Raw genomic sequence first — 21,464 nt, 5'->3', positions numbered from 1 at the left:
TCAATATGTGAACCTTCGCGCGTGAATGCTTTCAAGAATACCTACGGCCATCCACGCGGATGCCATAGAAGATCCGCCGTAACTGACGAAAGGCAGCGGAAGCCCCGTAACGGGCGCAAGCCCCAGCGTCATGGCGATATTGGTGACAAAATAAAAAATAAACATTACGCCGATACCCGCGGCCATCAGCGAGCCGGTTCGATCTCTGGCGTCCCTTATCACCGCCAGCACTCTCCACATAAAAAGAAAATATACGCCAAGGAAAGCCGCGCTCCCGAGAAAACCCGTCTCTTCTCCTATAACGGAAAAAACAAAGTCGGTGTGCTGCTCCGGCAAAAATCCCAGACCGGATTGCGAACCGGCGAACACGCCTTTTCCGAAAATCCGTCCGGAGCCCACGGCTATCTGCGACTGTATTATATTATAGCCCGATCCGAGCGGGTCTATCTTTGGATCGACAAAAACTATCAGACGGCGTCGCTGATATTCTTTCAGCGACCTGGAAACAACGAAGGATGAAAATGTTCCGGCCGCCAATACCGTCACAAGAGAAATCGCAAAAATTAAAGGCACACGGAAGCGAAGTTTGTGAATTATCCACCACATAAAGAATATCGCCGAGGCCGCCGCCAGCAAAGCCGCCAGCGCCGTGTTTATATCATAACTCGCCCTGTAGAGGAATCCGCCGACGAGAGATTTTATGACATCCGGATGCTTTATCTTGATATAAGTGGCCGCCAATGGAATCCCGACGGAAATAGCGCCGAATAAAACTATGTGGGCAATGTGAATGACGCCGGCGCCCGCGAAGTAAATCATAAAAATAAATATCGGGAAGTAAACTATGGCCGAGGAAAAATCCGGCTGAGCGAGTATCAGCACCACTTGAACCGCCAGGGCGGCCGCCGGAACAACTAAGCTTCCGAGCCGGAAAATATTTTTCCAGTTGGCCGAAAGGTATGCCGCAAGTATGGTAATAAAAAACAGTTTGGTCACTTCGACCGGCTGAAAATTGAAAAATCCCAGATTGAACCATCCCCTTGTCCCTCTTATCTGAGTTCCGAAGAGAAGCACGGCAACCAGCATCAGTGTGCCTAAAACGTAAAAATGCGGCGCGAAGTCGGCAAGCATTTTATAATTCATCCATATCATCAAAGCGCATAACAACATGCCTATGAGCATCGCAAAAAACTGCCGCCCCACGAAAGTCACGGGCGAGCCGGTGCGCATAGTCGCGGAATATATCATTACGATGCCCGCAACGCTTAAGACCGCCGCGCAGACAATAAGCGTCCAGTCAATATTTGCCAGCACGGAATCGAATCTTCTTTCTGCTGATTTCATAGTGTCTATCAGTCGCCGTAGTCGACGGCAGCGACAGGTCTCGGTCTCAAATCGAAATATTTCTCAAGAATCCTGCGGGCTATGGGCGCCGCGACGGCTCCGCCGGAGCCGCCGGTGTCGACCAGAACGGCCAGCGCTATTTCGGGCGAGGCGGGCGTACCCGCTCTCGACGCGTAACAAACGAACCACGCGTGATCGTTGCCGTGCGGATTTTGCGCCGTGCCGGTTTTACCCGCCACGCGGACGCCGTCTATGCGGCAGGCGCGGCCGGTTCCGTCGGAGACGGCTGAGGCCAGCGCCGAATCGAGCCGGTCCCAAACTTCGTCGGGCAGGCTGATTTCGGAAATTTTCGACGGTGCGTTAAGTAAAATGGACTCGCCGGCGCGGGTGGACGCCGTCTCCGCTATTATCGGTTTCATTACACGTCCGCGAACCGCCACAGCCGCCGCGATTTGGGCCATCTGCATGGGTGTAACCAGTATCGCGCCCTGTCCTATGGCCACGTTTATGCTCTCGCCTCCGCCGTGAGAAGGAAGCTTCGCCGGAATCGAACCGGAGCGTTCGTGAGGAAAATCGACCTGTGTGGCCCTGCCGAACTGCATGGCTCTTGCGGTCTTCAGAATTTCTTCTCCGCCGAGACGCAGCCCCAGATTGTAAAAATATACGTTACAGGAGTTGGTCAGCGCGCCGGCCAGATCCAGCCGGCCGTGGCCTTCTTTTTTCCAGCAGCGGAAGGTTCTCGAACCGTAGTCGAATTTGCCGCCGCAAAAATAGGTTGTCTCCGGCGGCACTTTTTTCTGCAGCGCGGTTACGAAAGTCGCTATCTTAAAAACCGAACCCGGAGGATAGAGCCCGGACGCCGCGCGGTTTAGAAGCGGTTTGGCGGGGTCGTTAAGCACGTCCTTCCAAAATTTTCCGGTGCTCTCGAAAGGCGAGAATGCCGCCGACGACCTGTATCCCGGCACGGAAACAAAAAGCCGCACTTTGCCGGTTGACGGCTCAATCGCCACAGCCGCGCCCGTGCGTCCGGTCTGCGCGATGGCTTCGTAGGCCGTCCGCTGAAGTTCTCCGTCGATAAAAAGTTTTATGTTATAACCTTTGCGCGGAGATATGTAGTTTAAGAAGCGGCGCTGCTTTCCGAGCACGTCGACCTCTATCTGCCAGCCGCCGTCGTCGCCGCGCAGGTAGCCGTCGTAAAGAGATTCCAGCCCCGCGCGTCCGATTATATCTCCGCGGCGATAACCCAGATGCGACGTTTTTTCAAGAAACGCCGTATCGGCCTCGCCTATGTAACCTATGAGATGGGAATTAATCTGCTCGTCGGAATACACCCGGTCGGATATGCCGGTAACGGATATTCCCGGCAAAGAATCCTGATCCTCTTTGATGGCAAAGAGCTGTTCCCTGCTTAATGAAGGCGCGAGTTCGGCCAGACGTCCGCTGCGAATCGAACCCAGAACGGCCGCGGCTATTTTTGATTGCGGAGAACGGAGTATCGAAGAAATTTTGGCGATGGTTTCATCCAGGTCGCTTTTTGTCTGCTCAAACGGATAGAAAACCACTCCGTACTCGCTCATAGTTCCGGCCATTCTTTTGCCGTAAGCGTCCAGTATGTCGCCGCGGGCGGCGCGGGCCGTCAATAGATAAAGCCGGTTGCGCTCGGATCGCTCGTAGTAATGAGCGCCCCGTAGAACCTGAAAGAAAAAAATACTCGCAAAAATAAACGCGGAGGCGACAAAAAACAAGTAAGACGCCGCTTCTATCCTTTCTATAAAATCCTGATAATAAATATTGGGATCCTTCTGCCACATATAGAGTTTATCCGTGCCTCTCGCGGGAGGAATTACGCTTGTCGATAAAACTTCCGACGGAGGCCGCGGCGGGAAAAATCGGCCAGGAAGCCAAAATGTTATATAAAATAGTAAGCATAACCCATTGCGACGACGGATTATAACGCACGCCAAAGGTTTCTCCGGCCAGCCACAGCCCGGCGCGCACGAAAACCGTCGCGGATAAAGTTATAAAAATTCTGTTTTGCGCCGAGTCGGTGTAAAATTTGCCGCTCAAAGATCCGCATATATAGCCGACGGCGGTATACAACAGACAATGCGCGCCGGGCAGATATACGGAAATAAAATCCGCGAAAATCCCCGTCAAAAATCCGAAAATCACTCCGAAGTACGGGCCCTCCCTGAGCGATGCGGCCGCAAGAAATACCAAAAAGATTTCCGGCGCGGCGCCAAGAAACTTCAAATATCGTGAGAATACGCCGACGAGAACCACGATAACAACGTAGGACGCCGCATAGGCGATAAATCTTCCCTTCATATATTCCTCTTAATAACCAATTTTCATTTCCTTACTATCAACACCATTTTTGACGACGGAAGACGGGCAAACTCCGGATATACGGTTATCCTGCCGCGATTGTCCAGAACCCGCCCGATGAGAAGTCCTGGCGGGAAAATTCTGCTCATACTTCCGACGACAACTTCGCTTCCCACGGGAGCGCTCAGGGGAGAGGGGTAATTGAGCGCAAGCGTGCGGGAATCGACGTGCTCTATGAGGCCTTCGGAGCCGGAATCAACGACCGCCGCCGGAACCGCAAAAGCCGGATTTGTAAGAAGCATAACCTGGGCGGAGCCGTCGGACACTTCGACGACCTTCCCGGCCAGCACGAATCTCCCGTTTTTCAGCAGGGTAGCCGCGGAGTTTTTCTTTATTCCGGAAGACAATCCCTTGTTTATAATACAGGAAAGCGACCAGCCGGCGGCGTCGCGCGCCACGACTTCGGCCGTTACAAACATATATCCGGGACGGGGCGACAGCGAAGCGGCGCGCCTGAGAAAATCGTTTTCCGCGGCAAGCGCATCGTAGGCGGACACCTTGTTTTCATATTCCAGAATAGTTCTTTTTAATTCTTCGTTTTGACGGCGGGCGGTTAACAAGTCGAGCACTTCGCGCGGCAGATTCAAATTATCAAGCGCAAAATCTTCCGCGCTCCATAAAGCCGGAGCGTAGAGATGCAAAATGAGGTTTCGCCACGCCAGATAACGCGACGAGGGAACTTTGATATTGGTAAGGAGTATAAGAAAGCTCAGGGAGGTAAAAAAAAGATAAACCAAAAAAGCGCGCGGTAAGCGCATCTGAAACCTCGTTTGGACGAGGAAAATTATGAGTTAAATCGTGCCGCGCTCCGATAATCCGGAACGAAGCCCCGCGCAAAGCGGGAAAAATCGCGCCCCCCGTCTCTATCCGTATGTCAGATAAGAGACCTTTTAGACCCGATAAATTTTTCCAATTCCTCGAGATATCGCCCCGTGCCGCGCACCACACACGTCATAGCTTCCTCGGCTATATGAACGGGCAATTCCGTCTCCTGAGAAAGCAAATCCGCGAATCCCCTTATCTGCGATCCGCCGCCGGCAAGCCAAATGCCTCGCTCGACGAGGTCGGCCGAAAGTTCGGCGGGCGTTTCCTCGAGGGTGTCCTTTATAACTTCAATAATGGATTTGGTCGGTTCAAGCATTGCCTGCCTTATTTCCTCGGAGCTCACTACGACCGTCTTGGGCAGTCCCGAAACCTGGTCGCGGCCCCTGACTTCCATTCTGGTCTCTTCCGGAAGAGGAAAAACCGAACCTATTTTAATCTTGACGTCTTCGGCGCTGTTATCGCCGATGAGAAGGTTGTATTTTTTTCTGAAATACTGCACTATGGATTCGTCCATCTCGTCGCCGGCAATTTCAAGCGACTTTGAAACGACCATACCGCCCAAAGATATAACGGCCACCTCGGTCGTGCCGCCGCCGATGTCCACTATCATACTGCCGACCGAATCGTTTATAGGAAGCCCGGCGCCTATCGCGGCGGCCATCGGCTCCTCTATCAGGTAAACTTCCCTGGCGCCGGCCTGCTCGGCGGACTCTCTTACGGCTCTGCGTTCGACTTCGGTAATACCCGAGGGGATTCCTATTACTATACGGGGATGAAGCAGCGAGCGGCGGTTGTGCACCTTTTTGATAAAGTATCTTATCATCTGCTCGGTGATTTCAAAGTCGGCGATAACGCCGTTTCTCAACGGACGCACGGCAACTATATTGGCCGGCGTTTTGCCTATCATCCGCTTGGCCTCGGTCCCTATGGCCACGACGCGTTTTGTCTCGCTCTCTATAGCCACCACCGATGGCTCTCTGAGGACTATGCCCTGCCCCTCCACATAAACCAGCACCGACGACGTGCCCAGGTCTATGCCCATATCGTTGGAAAAAAGAGAGAATAGAAAATTAAACATATCGCCTCAGACGAGCGCCACTATCGCCATTTTAGCGTTATCGGATTTTCTGTGGCCGGCCTTATAAACGGCCACGCGGCCGGAAGTTCTTTTTTCGTACCTTGGAATCAGCACGTCGAATATCTTTTTGCCTACCGTAACGTCCTTAATGTCCGCAAACACTCTGCGACGGGCGTTCACGTCGAGCGGCCGGGCGGCGGTTAAGAGTTTCTCGGCAAAAGACGACACTTCGCGCGCCTTGGCATAGGTAGTGGTAATTTTTTCGTGCAGAAAAAGCGATGTCGCCATATTTCTTAAAAGAGCGCGGCGGTGGGAAGACGTCCGCGACAATTTTCTCTTATTCAGATTTTTTATCATTTAATTTCTCCGTCCGGTTTGCCGGCTGGCTCTGCGCCTTTGTTGCGGCGATATTATTTTTCCGCGAGCGTCAAATCAAGCTCGGCGAGCTTTTTCTTTATCTCTTCCAGCGAGCCCTTGCCCATATTTTCCAGGTTCAAAAGCTCCGCCGCGTTCAGGGCTATGAGCGACTTTATTTTTTTAATTCCGTTTTTCTCAAGACAATTCGCGGGGCGCTTGCTCAGCACAAGTATGTCTATGGATTGCTCGACCAACTCTTTTCTTTTTTCATCGACGATTTCTTCAACCTCGTCGGAAACCGCGGATACGGCCTCGGCGGCCGGATTCTCTTCCTGAGATTCTCCTATAAAAACGCTCAACACTTCCCTTAAAAGCTTGGAGGAATAAGCTACGGCATCGGCCGGCTCGATGGTTCCATCCGTCCAGACATCCAGAAGTATTTTTTCGTAATCCGTAAACTGTTCGACGCGGGTATTTTCAATTTCATAGTTTACTTTTACGATGGGTGAAAAAAGCGAATCTATGAAGATAGTTCCGGCGGGTTTGCCGGGTCTTTTATTTTCATCGCTTATGGAATATCCGAATCCTTTGGCCGCTTCAATTTCCATCGACAGCGACGCTCCGGGGTTAAGCGTGGCAATTACCTGTTTGGGATTGACTATTTCCACGTTCGGGTTGCCGGCTATGTCGCCGGCGGTAACCTGCCCCTTCGATTTAGCGTCTATTCTGAGTATCTCCGGCCCGTCGGAAAATATCTTGACCCTGATTTTTTTAAGGTTGAGGATTATGCCGATAACGTCTTCCTTTACTCCGGGGACGCTCGAGTACTCATGCTGAACGCCCTTTATACGAACGTTCGTTATCGCCGCTCCTTCTATGGACGACAGAAGCACTCTTCTGATGGCGTTGCCCACCGTGTGTCCGTATCCTTTTTCAAACGGCTCTATGGTGAACTTGGCGTACGAAGGCGTGCGTGTTTTTTCATCTATGCTGAGTTTTCTGAGAGGCGCAAGATCTATCTTCTTCATCGGGAACCATCCTCCATTATTGGTAAAACTTTTAAGAGCGGCGGCGTAAATCTTACAAACGGCCGGCTCGGTTATTTTGAATAAAGTTCTACTATGAATTGCTCGTTTACTCCGGCGTAGGGCGTTTGTTCTTTGGACGGCTCGGCGACAACGCTGCCCGTTTTGGAATTTTTGTCGTAGGAAAGCCATCCCGGAGACGACACTTCGCCCTGAATCGCCGGTATATGCTGGTTGTCAGCCATTCCGGCGGCGATTTTTATTTTATCTCCTACCGCAACGATGCGCCCGGGAAGCGTCGAGCGCTTGTCATTTACCTGAAAATGTCCGTGGGTAATGAGCTGTCTGGCGGCCATTCTCGACGGCGCCAACCCCATAAGATAGACGACGTTATCCAACCGCATCGAAAGCAACTTAATGAGGTTTAGTCCCGCAAGGCCTTTCATTGCGGTGGCTTTGAGGAAATAGTGGTAAAACTGATTTTCGTTGAGATACGCTATGCGTTTGGCCTTCTGTTTCTCGCGAAGCCGCACGGCGTATTCCGAGAGCTTTATGCGCATATTTGCGCCGTGCTGCCCGGGTTTTTTTGATTTTTTGTCTATAGGGCACTTAGTGGTGCACCGGCGGCCTTTGAGCACCAGCTTGGCGCCTTCTCTGCGGCAGAGTTTGCATACTGATCCTAAATATCTTCCCATTTATTCTTTAAACCTCCGGTTTTTTTGCCTTTTATCGTCGGAAAATTATTCCCGTATTTATACTCTTCTGGGCTTGGGACTGCGACAGCCGTTATGCGGTATGGGTGTAGTGTCCTTTATGGACGAAATCATTATACCGGACGCCTGAAGCGCTCTTATTGCCGTCTCTCTGCCGGGTCCGGGGCCCCTAACCAGCACGTTAACCTGCCTTACGCCTCTATCCTTGGCTTTGCGCGCGGCGGTCGTGGCCGTCATCTGAGCGGCGAACGGCGTGCCTTTTTTTGTGCCCTTAAATCCGTTGGCTCCGGCGGAACTCCATGAGACGACATTGCCTTTTTCGTCGGTGATACTTACGAGCGTGTTGTTGAACGACGCTTTTATGTAAGCCAGTCCGAGACCGGATACCACCGTTCTTTTCTTTGTTTTGGGAAGCTTTTGCTCCGACATATTGTCTCCTGTTGTTGAGTCGCTCGCTGGTAGCGGTGGGATTGCTATCCCACAAATTCGGCGAATAGCAATTCGCCCGCTACAAACTTAATCCTGTTTTATTACTCTTTTTTGGCTGAGGAAGCGGCCTGAGCGCGCGCTGCGCCGACGGTCTTTCTTCTGCCGCGTCTTGATCTGGCATTTGTGCGCGTACGCTGTCCCCGCGACGGAAGATTTCTGCGATGGCGAAGCCCTCTGTACGACCCTATGTCTATAAGGCGCTTAATGTTCTGCTGTATTTCCCTTCTGAGGTCGCCTTCGACGTCATAATTCTCCTGCGCAATGACGGTGTTAAGTTTGCCTGCGTCGTCCTCGCTCAAATCCTTGATTCTTTTGGATGCGTCTACGCCTGACTTTGCAACTATCTGGCGCGCCGTTTTCGGACCGATACCGTAAATATAGGTAAGCGCTATGTCGATTCGTTTATTTTTAGGAAGATCAATACCTGCTATACGTGCCATATGGCCTCTCCTTATTGTAAAACTCCTGCCCTCTCATTCTACCCCTGTCTCTGTTTGTGGCGCGGATCGGTGCAAATCACGCGAACCACTCCGCGACGTTTTACAATCTTGCATTTCTTGCAAATTTTTTTTACCGAAGCGTGAACTTTCATCGAGGATTCCTTATGGTTTTATTTACTTCTGTAAATTATGCGGCCGCGAGTCATATCGTAAGGCGAGAGCTCTACTTTGACTTTGTCGCCTTGGAGAATTTTTATATAGTGCATCCGCATTTTCCCGCAGATATGCGCCAGGATTATGTGCTTTTTCGTAGGTACGGCGGCGGACGCCGCGGCCGGAGCCGTGATGTCCACGACGGGAGGCGGGCCGGCGGGCATATCTATTTCCACGCGGAACATAGCGTTGGGCAATGTCTCCAAAACCTTTCCTTCGACGATAAACTTTTCTTCTTTTTTCATACTTTGTCTCCCCAGAAAGTTATTATTTCGGGGTCTGCTCCCACTATTATCATATGTTCAAAGTGACAGGACAGTTTTTTATTCCGTGTTCCGGCCGTCCAGCCGTCGACGTCAAGAGTAAGTTCGGCCGAACCCTCGCACATCATCGGCTCCACCGCAAGAACCATTCCGTCTTTCAACTCCGGACCCAAACCGGCTCTGCCGAAATTCGGCACCGGCGGATCTTCGTGCAACATTCGTCCTATACCGTGGCCCACGTAATCTTTCACTACGGCAAACCCGCGGCTTTTTATGTGCCGCTCCACGGCGTTCGAGTAATCGCCCAAGCGCGCGCCGGATTTTAAATTCTTTACAATCTCGGGCGCGAAAGCGCTTTTACCCGCTTCTATCAGGCGAGCGGCGGCCGGAGATATTTTACCCACCGCGTAAGTAGCCGCGACATCTCCGTAAAAACCTCTGTGGATAACGCCCAAATCCAGCGAAACTATATCGCCGGAACGTATCACGCGCTTCTTCGACGGTATGCCGTGAACGAGTTCATCGTTGACGGATACGCAAAGAGCCGCCGGATAGCCGCGATAGCCCAAAAAAGCGGGCTGCGCGCCGACCGAAGATATCCCGCCTACGGCGGCGGCTTCAAGATCGTACGTCGTGAGGCCGTCGGCCAGCAAGGCCGATACTTCGGCCAGAACTCCGGAGACGAGACGGGCGCATTCTCTCAGGATGTCGAGCTCGGCCGCGTTTTTAAGCTCTATGAGCTTTGACATATCGCGCCTACTTCCGCGCGAGACGTTCTCTGACGGCGGCCTTTATGACTCCGTAAACTTCGTTTATCGGAGCCGAGCCGTCGGATTCAATGAACTTTTGAGGCATCTTGCGCGAATAATATTCTATCAGCGGAGCGGTCTGCGCGCGATATACCAGCAGGCGCTCTTTGATTATGGCTTCTTTGTCGTCGGCCCGCGCCAGAAGTTCCCCGCCGCATTTGGCGCATTTACCGTCGGCGGAAGGCAGCGGTCCCGTAGCAAGATTGTGTATCGCGCCGCAGGATTTGCATGTGCGGCGGCTCGACAATCTGCGCACGACTTCTTCGTCGGGGACATTCACGTATACAATCGCCGCCAGGTCGCGGCCCGACGAGGCGAGTATTTTTGATAGTCCCTCGGCCTGCGGCACGGTGCGCGGAAAACCGTCGAAGAGAAAATTTAACTTCGCGTTTTTCTTAACGTAAGAATCTATCACTTCAAGAACGATGTCGTCGGGAACGAGGCCGCCCGTTCCCATAAATTCTTTTATTCTCTTGCCGAGGGGCGTTTCATCCTTAAGCTCCGAACGGAATATTTCTCCGGTCGAGAGGTGTTTCAGGTCAAAATCTTTGACGAGCAACTCGGCCTGTGTTCCTTTGCCCGCGCCGGGAGGCCCCAGAAGAATTATATCCATTACCTTGCGTTGAACCAGCGGCCTTTTATGCGGCCCTGCTTCATAAAACCTTCGTAGTGGCGCATTATAAGATGCGACTCTATCTGCCCTATAGTGTCAAGCGCCACGCCCACTACTATCAGAAGAGACGTACCGCCGAAAAAGAACGGCGCGTCGAAAATTTTTCTCATATAATCGGGCAATATCGCTATGGCCACAACACCCAGCGCGCCGCCTAACGTTATGCGCTCCACAATTTTCTGAATATAGTCGGCCGTGTGGTCGCCGGGACGTATCCCCGGTATGAAACCGCCGGACTTTTTCATATTTTCGGCCAGGTCGACCGGATTAAAAGCCACGGAATTATAAAAATAACAAAAGAAAATTATCAACGCCGCAAAAATGGCTTCGTATATCAGCCCGCCGCGTGTCCATATATCGGAAAATCTCTGTGCCCAAACGGCCGCCGGAAAAAACTGCGTCAAAGTCATTGGAAGAGACAGCAGGGAAACCGCGAATATTACGGCTATAACGCCCGACTGCTCGACTTTAAGCGGCAGAAACGTGCTGGCGCCGCCGTACATTTTGCGTCCGACTACCCGCTTGGCGTACTGCACGGGAATTTTTCTTTGCGCGGTTTCAAGCCACACGACAAGCCCTATGACGACCACTACCACGGCCAGCATCAAAAGAACGGCGAGTATGGAGCGCTCGTCGTTTCTCAATAAATCTATCACGCCTTTGACTGCCGAAGGAAAGCGATCAATAATGCCCGCAAAAATTATCAGCGAAATCCCGTTGCCTATGCCGAACTCGGTTATCTGCTCGCCCAGCCACATTACGAAAACCGTGCCGGCAATCAGCGTAACCACCGTCATCATGAACCATCCGAGCGTGGGATTCAATACTATGCTTCCGCCGCCCGGCACGGGCATTTTTGAGACGGCGATACTCAATCCCACGGCCTGCACCAGCGCCAGAAGAAGAGTGAAATACCGCGTGATCTGGTTCATCTTCTTTCGGCCGCTTTCGCCTTCTTTAGAAAGACGATCCAGTACCGGTATTATGTGCGCTCCCTGCACAAGCGACATTATAATGGAAGCGTTTATGTAGGGCATTATGCCCAGAGAAAATATCGATAACTGGCTGAGCGCCCCGCCGGAAAACATATCCATAAAACCCAGAAGCGACCTGGAATGCTGCTCAAAAAGGGCTTTAAGCGCCTGGGAGTTCACGGCAGGCAGGGGTATGAAGGCGCCCACACGGTATGCCGCTATTACCCCTATGGTTACGAGGATACGTTTTTTAAGCTCCGGTACCTTAAATATGTCGCCGAACGATTTAAGCATTTTTATCTTTTCTTAAACGGCACCCCGAAAAGTTTTAAAAGTTCGAGGGCCTCTTCATCGCCCGACGCGGTGGTGCATATCGTAATATTCATACCGCGCGGATGATCGGATTTTTCAACGTTAATTTCGGGGAAGAGATACTGTTCGTTGAGACCCAGATTGTAATTGCCCTGCCCGTCGAAAGATTTCGGCTCGATGCCCTTAAAGTCCCTTATGCGGGGCATGGCTATTTTTATAAGCCGTTCAAGAAATTCATACATTCTGTCGCGGCGGAGAGTCACTTTAAGTCCTATGGGCATACCCTTTCTGAGTTTAAAGTTTGAAATCGCCTCTTTTGCTCTTCTGGTCTGGGGCTTTTGAGCCGCTATCAGAGTCAGTTCGGCGAGGGCGACATCGAACGCTTTAATATTGTCCCTTGCCTCTCCTACGCCGATATTGATTACTACCTTGGAAAGTTTCGGCACTTCAAAAAAGTTCTTGTAGCCGAATTTCTCCATCATCGCCGGAGAGATTCTTTCAACGTAATCTTTTTTGAGATTGGGGGTATAGTCGGTTTTCATGGGGTTATGCCTTTTTTATTGTGGGTTTTACCGCCGAGCCGCCGGCAGATTTTATTTTTTCTTCCGCTGACTTGGAGAACTTATGCGCGGTAATATCAATTTTTTTAGAGATTTCGCCGTCGCCGAGCACCTTTACCGGCAGGGTTCCTTGTATCAGACCGGCGCTCCTGAGCGCCTCGACATCAACCGCGGCGCCGGACTCGAAATTGGCGTTTATATCTCCTACGGAAACCGTCTGATATTTAACGCTGAAAATATTCTTGAATCCGCTTTTGGGTATCAGTCGCAGAAGCGGCGTCTGTCCGCCCTCGAAACCATTCATCGACGAGTCGCCCGATCGGGCGGTCTGCCCTTTGCCGCCGCGCGTCGAGGAGCGTCCGTGGCATCCGCCGCGTCCTATGAGCTTTGTTTTACGCACGGAACCGTGCGCGGGCTTAAGATTGCTTAAAGTATTGTCGTTCATTTATATCCTCGCGTGTCGTTTGAAAATATTACGACGTCTTGGTGGCACGCAGTTTTTCAACGTCTTCTCTGGTGCGCAGATGTTTAAGGGCGTCGAGCGTGGCGTATACAACGTTAAACGCATTGGCCGAGCCCAGCGACTTTGTAAGTATGTCTTTTATGCCGACGGCGTCCAGCACGGATCTGACGGCCGCGCCGGCTATAACGCCCGTACCGGGAGCGGCCGGCATCAGAAGAACCGAACCTGCTCCGTTTTTGCCGGTGACTTCGTGCGGTATGGTATTTCCCTTAAGCCGGACGGGAATCATTGTTTTTCTCGCGCGAGTGCCGGCTTTTGCGATGGCCGACGGAACTTCTTTGGCTTTGCCCAACGCCGCGCCTACGCGGCCGCGGCCGTCGCCCACTACTACGAGAGCGTTGAAAGAAAATCTTTTTCCGCCCTTTACGACTTTGGCCACGCGATTAATGACTACCGTGGTCTCTTTAAGTTCAACTTTCGATGACTGGTTTTCCATAGTTTGCCGAATCCCCTATAAGTTCTGTCTATTTCAAAAAGCCAGGCCTGTTTTTCTTAATGCCTCGGCGAAACTTTTAACGACGCCGTGATACCGTCGGCCTCTGCGATCGAATACTATCCGGGCTATTTTTTTGTCGGATAGTTTTTTGCCCGCATATTCGCCCAACCTAACGGCGGCAGCCACGTTCTTGCGCGACTTCAAATCCTTAAAATCCGACGACGCGGTCGTGAAAATTCCCAGCGACTTGCCTGCGGTGTCGTCGATGGCCTGCGCGTAAAGATACTTCAAACTTTTTTTGAAAGCCATACGGGGACGTTCGGCTGTGCCGAATATTTTCTTTCTGGCCCTTTTAATCCTGCGTTCCATTCGGGTTTTCACTATCGACATACTTTACCTCGGTTAACTTTCGGGTTATTTTGCTATTTGCCCGCGGTCGCTCCGGCCGCGCCGGCGGCTTTGCCGGCCTTTTTGATTATGTGCTCGCCCTTGTATCTTATCCCCGTGGCCTTATACGGCTCGGGCGGACGGATTTTTCTTATGTTCGCGGCGAATTGTCCGACGCGATATTTGTCTATGCCTGTAATGGTGACTGACGTCTGTTTCGGGTCGACGACTACTTTGATGCCTTCGGGTATCGCAACTTTCACGAGATGCGTGAAACCGAGAGTCATATTCAGTGTGCCGCCCTCAAGCAACGCCTTAAAACCCACTCCGTGGATTTCGAGATCCTTGGAAAATCCCACGGTTACGCCGGCTACCGCGTTTTTGACCAGCGCCGCGGCAAGACCGTGCAACGCGCGCACCTTGGGAGTGTTCGAGCCGACACGCTCCAGAGTAATTCCCTTGGAGCCGGTATTATCGTCGCCTATAATTAACTTGATGCCTTCGGGCACAGGTTGTTTTATCGTGCCCAGCGGCCCTTTGACTTCCAAAACATTATCCTTGAGGGTCGCGGTTACTTTTTCGGGTATTTTTACGGGTTTTTTGGCTAATCTCGACATATTCTGTCCTCTATTTCTCCTCTCCATTGTGGGAGAGGGAAAAAATTATTTGCCTTGCCTTACCAAATGTAGCCCATTACTTCCCCGCCCAGACCGGCCTCGCCGGCCTTGTCGGCGGTCATTATGCCCTTCGACGTTGATACTATTACCACCGCCATACCTCTGCGTAAACGCGGCAGTTCGGCCGACGACTTATACACCCTGCGTCCCGACTTGGACATACGCTTGAGTTCCTTGATTACGGCCTCTTTCTGCGGTGTATATTTAAGATAAACCCTGAGGATGCCCTGCTTGTAATCGTCGATGACTTTATAGTTGGAGATAAAGCCCTCTTCTTTTAATATTTTGGACACGGCGATCTTCGTCTTGGACGCCGGAACGTCCACTTTTTCTTTGATTTTTGCATTAGCGTTTCTGATCGCCGTGAAAAAATCTGCTATCGGGTCGATTATCGACATATTACCACCTTAAAAAGTTCGTTACCAGCTTGATTTGCGCACACCGGGAATTTCACCTCGATGGGCCAGTTTTCTGAAACATATTCTGCAGACGCCGAAATCACTCATGAACCCGCGGGCGCGGCCGCAAAGCGAGCAGCGATTGCGTTTCCGAGTCGAAAACTTCGGCGGCTTTTTTGCTTTAGCCATCCATGCTATAGTCGCCATCTTTTCTCCTAAGGGCAGTGGATAGTGAATAGTGGTTAGTCTGTTTCTGCTGCCTGCTTATAACCATAAATACGCTTTTACTATCCACTATTCACTATCCACTAACCACTTCTTTTTCTGCCGCTATTCACCAACTATTTCTTTTTCTATTCTATGCGCCATCTTCGCGGCGTACGCTTAAAGAATAACTTCGCCGCAATTTTTGCAAACGCGTATTTTCTTTCCGTCGGCGAGACGGTCGCGCTTAACTTTTGTGGGACGCGAACATTTCTGACAAACCACCGCGAGCTTTGAAATTGCCACGGGGCGCTCCATCTCTATTCTGCCGCCGGGATCGCTCTGAGTGGGCTTTTTATGCTTTATGGCTATGTTGATTTTTGAAACTATCGCCCGTTTCTGACCGGACAGAATCTCAAGCACCTCGCCGGTTTTACCCTTATCGTCGCCGGCTATGACCATCACTTTGTCTTTCTTTTTTATGTTAAGCATCTTTTCCTCGTTTTTTCCCGTACGCCTCAGAGCACCTCGGGAGCCAGGGATATAATCTTAAGATAATTTTTTTCTCTGAGTTCTCTGGCCACGGGTCCGAATATGCGTGTGCCTCGGGGTTCGCCGTTGTCGTCAACGATAACGGCGGCGTTGTCGTCAAACTTGATATAAGTTCCGTCGGGCCGGCGCTTTTCTTTTTTGGTTCTTACGATCACGGCCTTTACCACCTCGCCCTTTTTAATCGCGGCAAAAGGAGTGGCGACCTGTACCGAGGCCACTATCAACTCGCCGATGGCGGCGCATCTCTTGTCGGAGCCGCCCAAAACCCTGAAGCATCTTATGAGGCGGGCTCCGGAGTTGTCTGCGACTTTAAGAATCGAACGTTCCTGTATCATGGGTTTGTCCCGTTATTATTTTGCTTTCGGCGCGGGTGCGGCGGCGCCGGCAGATTTTGTTATCGAAAGAACTTCCCATCTCTTTGATTTTGAGACGGGCCTGGTTTCACAAATGGTTACGTAATCGCCTGTGCGACTGGCGTTTTTCTCGTCGTGCGCGTGAACCTTTGTGGCGCGGCGCATCACTTTTCCGTATTTCGGATGAGAGAAAACGCGCTTTATCGAGACGACGCGGGTTTTTTCCATCTTATCGCTTACAACTTGTCCCAGCAGAATTTTTCTTGCCATAATTTACGATGACCTCACCTTAGCCGGCGCGGCGACGGAAATCAGCTCGCGCGCGCGCAAAATCGTTTTTATGCGCGCCATTACGCGCCGAACAGCGCGGATTTCAAGAGGATTTTTCACCTTGGCGGTTTTGTTGCGGAATTCCAGTTCCGAACGACGGCGGCGAAGTGTGTCGAGTTTCGCGTTCAGCTCCGCGTCCGTCGAGTTTTTAAGTTGTTCCCAATCTTTGGATTTCATTTTTTTGTCCTTAAAATGTTTCTAACGTTCCAGAAACTTCGTGACGATGGGCAGTTTGTGAGCGACCTGCCTGAATGCTTCGCGCGCGTCGGCAACGGATACGCCTTCCATCTCAAACATCACTCTGCCGGGTTTGACAATGGCAACCCAAAATTCGGGATTGCCCTTTCCTTTTCCCATTCTTGTCTCGGCCGGTTTTTTGGTGACCGGTCTGTCGGGGAATATTCTTATCCATATCTTTCCGCCCTTTTTGATGAAACGCGTGAGCGTAAGACGGCAGGATTCAATGTGTCTGCTCGAAAGGCGGCCGATTTCCAGGGCCATAAGTCCGTAATGGCCGAAAGCTATCGTTGTCCCGCGTTTAGCCACACCTTTGACTCGCCCTTTTTGGACTTTGCGGTATTTTACTCTTTTGGGCATCAGCATATTAAGTTTCTCCGTCGGGTAAAGATTATTTCTTTAAGCTTTCTTCCCGGCTTCATCTTTGCCCGCGGCGGGCGTTACGGCCGGTTCAGTGGAAACGGCTGCCGCTATTTCGTTCTTGTCAACAGCTTTTACGTCGGCCATAAGATCCGCGTCGGATTTTCTGAAAAGTTCTTTCTTGAATATCCACGCTTTAACGCCGATGATACCCAGTTTCGTGCGGGCTTCGGCAAAACCGTAATCTATGTCAGCGCGGAAAGTCGCCAGCGGCAGACGTCCTTCCAGCAGCCATTCGGTGCGGGCTATTTCGGCTCCCGCCAGACGGCCGGAAACTTTTATTTTTATTCCGCCGGCTCCCGAGCCGATAGCTTTCTCAATGGCTTTTTTCATCGCGCGGCGGTACGCTATCTGCCGTTCGATCGCAAAAGCCACCGATTCCGCCACGAGCTGCGCGTCGAGTTCGGCTCTTTTTATTTCAAGCACGGTAATATCGACTCTGAGCCCCGTGAGTTCCTCAAGGTCAATTTTGAGCCGCTCAATTTCCTGACCCTGACGGCCTATAATTACGCCTGGGCGCGAAGTGTAGATGATGATTTTAAGATACTTGCCGGATCCCATTCGCTCTATGACGATGCGCGAAATGCCCGCGCTATAGAGCTTGTTCTTAATGAGTTGACGAATCTTGAAATCTTCTTCTATCCAGCGCGGCGCGTTCTTTAAGTCGAACCACCTGGAGTCCCAGTCTTTGATGTAGCCGAGTCGTACGGATTTAGGATGAACTTTCTGTCCCATGTCGCCTCTTATTTAGCGTCGCTTAACACGATTTTTATGTGGCAGGTCTTTCTGGTGTAGGGCATGCCCCTTCCCTGAGGACCCGCTCGAAATCTTTTCATATAAACGCCCTTCCCGACCACGGCTTCTTTGATGACAGCGCGCGACGGGTCGGCGTTTTTTCCCATATTGGCCAAAGCCGATTTGATGGCCTTGGAGACCGGCTCCGACGGCGCTTTCACGGTGAAAGCCAGAGTGTCGAGAGCTTCTTTGACTGTTTTTCTTCTTACGATGTCGAGCAGCTGCTCGACTTTGCGAGCGCTTACTCTTACGTATTTTGCGGTGGCTGATGATTCCATAGTTTGCGACTCTCTTTATTAAGTCCTGTTTTTATCCGTCAACTGCCCGCGAACGGCGCGGCGATCCGTATTGCCGTCTTACGTAAGGTCGGCGGCTTCCTTGGTATGCGCCATACCGTGACCCTTAAAGAACCTGGTGGGTGAAAATTCTCCCAGGCGATGCCCGACCATCTGTTCCGTAACGTAAACTTTAAGAAACTTTCTTCCGTTATGAACTTCAAAGGTATGTCCTACGAATTCGGGCGGAATCATGGACGCGCGAGCCCATGTCTTTATAGGACGTTTCTGTCCCGTCTGGTTCATTATCGAAACTTTTTTTGCGAGTTTTTCGTCTACGTACGGCCCTTTCCAGCTTGAACGGCTCATAACTTTACCTCAATAAGTGCTTAGGTTATATGTCAGGTCGAAGGCGCAAGGCGTCTGCGTATCGTTATACTTTCTGTCCGGTCCTGCGACGGATTATCATCCAGTCGTGCGTCTTGGCGGAGCGGGTCTTGTAGCCCTTGGCCGGCTGATTCCACGGACTTCTGGGCTGATTGTTGCCCTTGGAACGTCCGCGGCCGCCTCCGTGCGGATGGTCCGTCGCGTTCATGGCCGTGCCTCTTACCGTCGGACGGCGACCCATATGTCTGGCACGGCCGGCGTTGCCTATCGTCACATTTTCGTGATCAAGATTGCCTACCTGCCCTATGGTGGCGCGGCACTTAACGGGAACCATTCTGATTTCGCCGGAAGTCAGACGCAAGTGAGCAAGATTTCCTTCCTTGCCCAGCAACTGAACCATGGCGCCGGCAGATCTGGCAAGCTGCGCGCCGTTGCCGGGAACCAGTTCCACGTTGTGAATTATCTGACCCACAGGAATTTTTTCCAGAGTCATGGAATTGCCGACTTTCACCTCGACCTCAACGCCCGAGACAACCGTGTCTCCGACTTTGAGTCCGACCGGCTGAACGATATATCTCTTTTCTCCGTCGGCATAATGCAGAAGAGCTATGCGCGCGGAGCGGTTGGGATCGTACTCTATGGACGCGACGCGGGCGGGAACGTCGTACTTGTCGCGCTTAAAATCTATTATGCGGTAAAGACGCTTGTGTCCGCCGCCGTGATGGCGCACCATAATCTCGCCCGTATTGTTTCTGCCGCCTTTTTTCTTGAGGCCTTCAACGAGAGATTTTTCGGGGCGATGGCGGGTGACATCGCTGAAATCTTCGGTGGTTATGAAGCGACGGGACGGTGTGTAAGGTTTATAATCTTTAACCATATATTTCTCCGATTGCTTTTTTTGCGGGGCAATGGGCGAATTATTTTATGTACGGACAGGTCGCGACCTGTCCCTACTCGCCGATTTTGATGGTCTGCCCTTCTTTAAGGGTTACATACGCTTTTTTGAAATCCGGCTTATATCCGCCATAAGCCCCCATACGGCGGTATTTGCCCGGCAGAATTACCGTGCGTACCTTGGCGACTTTTACCTTGAACATTTCCGTTACGGCTTCTTTAATCTGGCCTTTTGTCGCAGTTCGCGCTACGCGGAAAACGTAGCAGTTATCCCGCTCTTTTACGGCAGCGGCTTTTTCAGTAACGACAGGGCTTTTGATGATTTCATATATTTCCATAGTTTTCTATCCGGCAAGGCAGCCGAGACGTTTAAGAAGCGTCTCGTAGCCCGATTTCGTTATTATAAAACGCGAGGAGCGCATTAATTCATAAGCATTTACGTCGGCGGCGAGCTTGTACTCCACGCCGGGAATATTGCGCGACGCCGTTTTCATGTTCGGTTCGATTTTAGAATCGGCCAAAAGCACGGATTTAGAAGAACCTGCTCCGAGTTTTTTAAGCATATCGGCGGCAAGCCGTGTCTTGGGATCCGAAAGACCGAAATCTTCCACGATAATAACTTCGCCGGCCTTTATTTTAAGGGCGAACGCGAATCCCGCGGCCAAACGTTTTTTGGCGCGGGGGACGTCAATTCTCCACTCTTTGGGTTTCGGGCCGAATATTATTCCGCCCTTGCGCCACAGGGGAGAGCGCGTGGAGCCGGCGCGGGCATTGCCCGTATGCTTTTGCTTCCAGGGTTTCTTGCCTCCGCCCGAAACTTCGGCGCGCGTTTTTGTGGAAGCCGTTCCGCTTCTCTGATTGGCAAGATACGTTCTGGCCGCTTCATAGAGAACGTGCTTGGACACTTTTTTGTCCAGCAATTCCTGCGGCGCGGCGAGATTTCCCGTTACTTTTCCGGCTTTGTCGTAAATTTTAATTTCCATGATTTTTTACTTTTTCTTTTTCTCGACCGTCACCTTTTTTTTGGAGGCGACAGGAGCGACTTTTTTCTTTATTCTCTTTACGGTATTTTTAAGATAAACCGTGCCGTGCGACGGCCCGGCGATGGCTCCCTTAACCAGTATTTTGTTGTTTTCCTTGTCCACGCCCATTATTTCCAGACGCTGAATCGTCACGCGGTCCACGCCGAAATGTCCGGGCTTCTTTGTTCCTTTAATAACGCGCTGCGGCTGCTGACGTCCGCTTGAACCAGGCGCGCGCTCCCTGTCGGAAGCGCCGTGCGAGGCCGGCTGACCGCTGAAGTTGTGACGCTTCATTACGCCGGAGAACCCGTGACCCTTGCTGGTACCGGTGACATCGACAAAATCTCCCGCCGCGAATACATCCGCCGATAAAACTTTGCCCTGCTCGAAGCCGGCGATGTCCTCCGGCTTTGCCGCGCGGAATTCCCTGAGGTGGCGCAAAGTCGGAATATTTTTCTTGCCGAATATGCCCGCGTACGACTTGGCGGCGTTGGCGGCTTTTGTAATTTCCTCGAAACCCAGCTGCACGGCGGAATACCCGTCTTTCTCGACGGTTTTTATCGCTGTGATATAGCACGGGCCGGCCTGAACGACCGTAACCGGCGTTACTGTGCCGGATTCGTCGAAGATTTGTGTCATCGATAATTTCTTACCTATAAGTATTTTCATATATGACCGTCTTTAGTATTTAATTTCGATATCCACGCCCGCCGGCAGGTCCAGTTTCATGAGCTCGTCGATGGTTTTGGCCGACGGCTCTATGATGTCCATAAGGCGCATGTGGATTCTTTCTTCAAACTGCTCTCTGGCTTTTTTATCGGCGTGCACGGAGCGCTGAACCGTGAACTTTTTGATCCTCGTCGGCAGAAGTATGGGGCCCACGATTTTGGCGCCGGTATTTTCGGCAGTTTTCTTGATGCGCGCCAATGAATCGTCGAGCAATTTCTGCTCGAACGACTTCAGCTTTATCCTTATCTTTGTCGGATTCTGTACTAGTGTCGAGGATTTATCTGCCATTTTTCGCTCCGTCAAGTTATTCCAGTATTTCGGTAACCACGCCGGCGCCGACAGTGCGGCCGCCTTCGCGGATAGCGAATCTTAAACCCTGTTC

Annotated in this window: 36 protein-coding genes; all 36 read right to left on the bottom strand. The window is 51.5% G+C overall.

The features are described 5' to 3' along the window. The gene (locus tag CVU77_05415; protein PKN01375.1) at positions 1 to 1,344 is read right to left on the bottom strand and encodes a rod shape-determining protein RodA; all 1,344 of its coding nucleotides are present in this window, start codon (positions 1,342 to 1,344) and stop codon (positions 1 to 3) included. Positions 1,345 to 1,352: 8 nt separating this feature from the next. Then, positions 1,353 to 3,155: a penicillin-binding protein 2 gene (gene mrdA / locus CVU77_05410; GenBank protein ID PKN01374.1), complete on the bottom strand. Its 1,803-nt coding sequence runs from the start codon at positions 3,153 to 3,155 to the stop codon at positions 1,353 to 1,355. Between the two features lie 7 nt (positions 3,156 to 3,162). Next, positions 3,163 to 3,672 (bottom strand): rod shape-determining protein MreD, encoded by a 510-nt coding sequence (gene mreD / locus CVU77_05405; GenBank protein ID PKN01373.1) that lies wholly within the window; start codon positions 3,670 to 3,672, stop codon positions 3,163 to 3,165. A gap of 23 nt (positions 3,673 to 3,695) precedes the next feature. Then, positions 3,696 to 4,490: a hypothetical protein gene (locus CVU77_05400; protein PKN01372.1), complete on the bottom strand. Its 795-nt coding sequence runs from the start codon at positions 4,488 to 4,490 to the stop codon at positions 3,696 to 3,698. Positions 4,491 to 4,606: 116 nt separating this feature from the next. Then, positions 4,607 to 5,635: a rod shape-determining protein gene (locus tag CVU77_05395; GenBank protein PKN01371.1), complete on the bottom strand. Its 1,029-nt coding sequence runs from the start codon at positions 5,633 to 5,635 to the stop codon at positions 4,607 to 4,609. 6 nt (positions 5,636 to 5,641) lie between these two features. Next, entirely contained in the window at positions 5,642 to 5,992 is a 351-nt protein-coding gene (locus CVU77_05390; protein PKN01370.1) for a 50S ribosomal protein L17, read from the bottom strand. 53 nt (positions 5,993 to 6,045) lie between these two features. Continuing rightward, positions 6,046 to 7,020: a DNA-directed RNA polymerase subunit alpha gene (locus tag CVU77_05385; protein PKN01369.1), complete on the bottom strand. Its 975-nt coding sequence runs from the start codon at positions 7,018 to 7,020 to the stop codon at positions 6,046 to 6,048. A gap of 71 nt (positions 7,021 to 7,091) precedes the next feature. Next, complete coding sequence (locus CVU77_05380) at positions 7,092 to 7,712, bottom strand: 30S ribosomal protein S4 (GenBank protein ID PKN01368.1); 621 nt, start codon at positions 7,710 to 7,712, stop codon at positions 7,092 to 7,094. 57 nt (positions 7,713 to 7,769) lie between these two features. Continuing rightward, a complete protein-coding gene (locus CVU77_05375; GenBank protein ID PKN01367.1) occupies positions 7,770 to 8,159 on the bottom strand; it encodes a 30S ribosomal protein S11 in 390 nt (129 codons plus the stop codon). A gap of 101 nt (positions 8,160 to 8,260) precedes the next feature. After that, entirely contained in the window at positions 8,261 to 8,659 is a 399-nt protein-coding gene (locus CVU77_05370; protein PKN01366.1) for a 30S ribosomal protein S13, read from the bottom strand. Positions 8,660 to 8,697: 38 nt separating this feature from the next. After that, positions 8,698 to 8,811, bottom strand: coding sequence for a 50S ribosomal protein L36 (locus tag CVU77_05365; GenBank protein ID PKN01365.1), 114 nt, complete (start codon positions 8,809 to 8,811; stop codon positions 8,698 to 8,700). A gap of 18 nt (positions 8,812 to 8,829) precedes the next feature. Then, entirely contained in the window at positions 8,830 to 9,117 is a 288-nt protein-coding gene (gene infA / locus CVU77_05360; GenBank protein PKN01364.1) for a translation initiation factor IF-1, read from the bottom strand. Continuing rightward, complete coding sequence (map, locus tag CVU77_05355; GenBank protein ID PKN01363.1) at positions 9,114 to 9,884, bottom strand: type I methionyl aminopeptidase; 771 nt, start codon at positions 9,882 to 9,884, stop codon at positions 9,114 to 9,116. The genes infA and map overlap by 4 nt, the downstream gene beginning before the upstream one ends. 7 nt (positions 9,885 to 9,891) lie before the next feature. Further along, complete coding sequence (locus CVU77_05350) at positions 9,892 to 10,557, bottom strand: adenylate kinase (GenBank protein ID PKN01362.1); 666 nt, start codon at positions 10,555 to 10,557, stop codon at positions 9,892 to 9,894. Beyond that, positions 10,557 to 11,885, bottom strand: a complete 1,329-nt coding sequence (locus tag CVU77_05345) for a preprotein translocase subunit SecY (GenBank protein PKN01361.1) — start codon at positions 11,883 to 11,885, stop codon at positions 10,557 to 10,559. Before CVU77_05345 ends, CVU77_05350 begins: the two co-directional genes overlap by 1 nt. 2 nt (positions 11,886 to 11,887) lie before the next feature. Beyond that, positions 11,888 to 12,445 carry a 50S ribosomal protein L5 gene (locus CVU77_05340; protein PKN01360.1) on the bottom strand — a complete coding sequence of 186 codons (558 nt, stop codon included), beginning with the start codon at positions 12,443 to 12,445 and terminating at the stop codon, positions 11,888 to 11,890. Between the two features lie 4 nt (positions 12,446 to 12,449). Beyond that, on the bottom strand, positions 12,450 to 12,908 hold the full coding sequence (locus tag CVU77_05335) for a 50S ribosomal protein L15 (GenBank protein PKN01359.1): 459 nt from the start codon (positions 12,906 to 12,908) through the stop codon (positions 12,450 to 12,452). A 28-nt stretch (positions 12,909 to 12,936) separates the two neighbouring features. Then, the gene (locus CVU77_05330; protein PKN01358.1) at positions 12,937 to 13,422 is read right to left on the bottom strand and encodes a 30S ribosomal protein S5; all 486 of its coding nucleotides are present in this window, start codon (positions 13,420 to 13,422) and stop codon (positions 12,937 to 12,939) included. Between the two features lie 33 nt (positions 13,423 to 13,455). Next, positions 13,456 to 13,812 (bottom strand): 50S ribosomal protein L18, encoded by a 357-nt coding sequence (locus CVU77_05325; protein PKN01357.1) that lies wholly within the window; start codon positions 13,810 to 13,812, stop codon positions 13,456 to 13,458. Positions 13,813 to 13,844: 32 nt separating this feature from the next. Continuing rightward, positions 13,845 to 14,426 carry a 50S ribosomal protein L6 gene (locus CVU77_05320; protein ID PKN01356.1) on the bottom strand — a complete coding sequence of 194 codons (582 nt, stop codon included), beginning with the start codon at positions 14,424 to 14,426 and terminating at the stop codon, positions 13,845 to 13,847. Positions 14,427 to 14,485: 59 nt separating this feature from the next. After that, a complete protein-coding gene (locus CVU77_05315) occupies positions 14,486 to 14,884 on the bottom strand; it encodes a 30S ribosomal protein S8 (GenBank protein ID PKN01355.1) in 399 nt (132 codons plus the stop codon). 21 nt (positions 14,885 to 14,905) lie between these two features. Then, positions 14,906 to 15,091: a type Z 30S ribosomal protein S14 gene (locus tag CVU77_05310; GenBank protein PKN01354.1), complete on the bottom strand. Its 186-nt coding sequence runs from the start codon at positions 15,089 to 15,091 to the stop codon at positions 14,906 to 14,908. Positions 15,092 to 15,268: 177 nt separating this feature from the next. Continuing rightward, the gene (locus CVU77_05305) at positions 15,269 to 15,580 is read right to left on the bottom strand and encodes a 50S ribosomal protein L24 (protein PKN01353.1); all 312 of its coding nucleotides are present in this window, start codon (positions 15,578 to 15,580) and stop codon (positions 15,269 to 15,271) included. Between the two features lie 26 nt (positions 15,581 to 15,606). Then, positions 15,607 to 15,975, bottom strand: a complete 369-nt coding sequence (locus tag CVU77_05300) for a 50S ribosomal protein L14 (GenBank protein ID PKN01352.1) — start codon at positions 15,973 to 15,975, stop codon at positions 15,607 to 15,609. Positions 15,976 to 15,990: 15 nt separating this feature from the next. Then, on the bottom strand, positions 15,991 to 16,263 hold the full coding sequence (gene rpsQ / locus CVU77_05295) for a 30S ribosomal protein S17 (protein ID PKN01351.1): 273 nt from the start codon (positions 16,261 to 16,263) through the stop codon (positions 15,991 to 15,993). A gap of 3 nt (positions 16,264 to 16,266) precedes the next feature. Then, the gene (gene rpmC / locus CVU77_05290) at positions 16,267 to 16,500 is read right to left on the bottom strand and encodes a 50S ribosomal protein L29 (GenBank protein PKN01350.1); all 234 of its coding nucleotides are present in this window, start codon (positions 16,498 to 16,500) and stop codon (positions 16,267 to 16,269) included. Positions 16,501 to 16,521: 21 nt separating this feature from the next. Beyond that, a complete protein-coding gene (locus tag CVU77_05285) occupies positions 16,522 to 16,926 on the bottom strand; it encodes a 50S ribosomal protein L16 (protein PKN01349.1) in 405 nt (134 codons plus the stop codon). Positions 16,927 to 16,959: 33 nt separating this feature from the next. Then, positions 16,960 to 17,715, bottom strand: coding sequence for a 30S ribosomal protein S3 (locus CVU77_05280; GenBank protein PKN01348.1), 756 nt, complete (start codon positions 17,713 to 17,715; stop codon positions 16,960 to 16,962). Between the two features lie 8 nt (positions 17,716 to 17,723). Further along, entirely contained in the window at positions 17,724 to 18,053 is a 330-nt protein-coding gene (locus tag CVU77_05275) for a 50S ribosomal protein L22 (protein PKN01347.1), read from the bottom strand. 78 nt (positions 18,054 to 18,131) lie between these two features. Beyond that, a complete protein-coding gene (locus CVU77_05270) occupies positions 18,132 to 18,419 on the bottom strand; it encodes a 30S ribosomal protein S19 (protein PKN01346.1) in 288 nt (95 codons plus the stop codon). Positions 18,420 to 18,483: 64 nt separating this feature from the next. Beyond that, the gene (locus CVU77_05265) at positions 18,484 to 19,314 is read right to left on the bottom strand and encodes a 50S ribosomal protein L2 (protein ID PKN01345.1); all 831 of its coding nucleotides are present in this window, start codon (positions 19,312 to 19,314) and stop codon (positions 18,484 to 18,486) included. A 73-nt stretch (positions 19,315 to 19,387) separates the two neighbouring features. Continuing rightward, positions 19,388 to 19,669 carry a 50S ribosomal protein L23 gene (locus tag CVU77_05260; protein PKN01344.1) on the bottom strand — a complete coding sequence of 94 codons (282 nt, stop codon included), beginning with the start codon at positions 19,667 to 19,669 and terminating at the stop codon, positions 19,388 to 19,390. A gap of 6 nt (positions 19,670 to 19,675) precedes the next feature. Then, complete coding sequence (locus tag CVU77_05255; GenBank protein PKN01343.1) at positions 19,676 to 20,314, bottom strand: 50S ribosomal protein L4; 639 nt, start codon at positions 20,312 to 20,314, stop codon at positions 19,676 to 19,678. Positions 20,315 to 20,320: 6 nt separating this feature from the next. Then, on the bottom strand, positions 20,321 to 21,022 hold the full coding sequence (locus CVU77_05250) for a 50S ribosomal protein L3 (GenBank protein PKN01342.1): 702 nt from the start codon (positions 21,020 to 21,022) through the stop codon (positions 20,321 to 20,323). Between the two features lie 12 nt (positions 21,023 to 21,034). Next, complete coding sequence (locus tag CVU77_05245) at positions 21,035 to 21,370, bottom strand: 30S ribosomal protein S10 (GenBank protein ID PKN01341.1); 336 nt, start codon at positions 21,368 to 21,370, stop codon at positions 21,035 to 21,037. 16 nt (positions 21,371 to 21,386) lie between these two features. After that, the coding region (locus tag CVU77_05240; protein ID PKN01340.1) for a hypothetical protein at positions 21,387 to 21,464 on the bottom strand (78 nt) is incomplete at its 5' end.

The sequence above is a fragment of the Elusimicrobia bacterium HGW-Elusimicrobia-1 genome, from assembly GCA_002841695.1.
In the GTDB taxonomy this organism is placed as follows: Bacteria; Elusimicrobiota; Endomicrobiia; order PHAN01; family PHAN01; genus PHAN01.
Note: the sequence above shows the minus strand (reverse complement) of the source record. Positions and strands in the feature narration are given on the sequence as shown.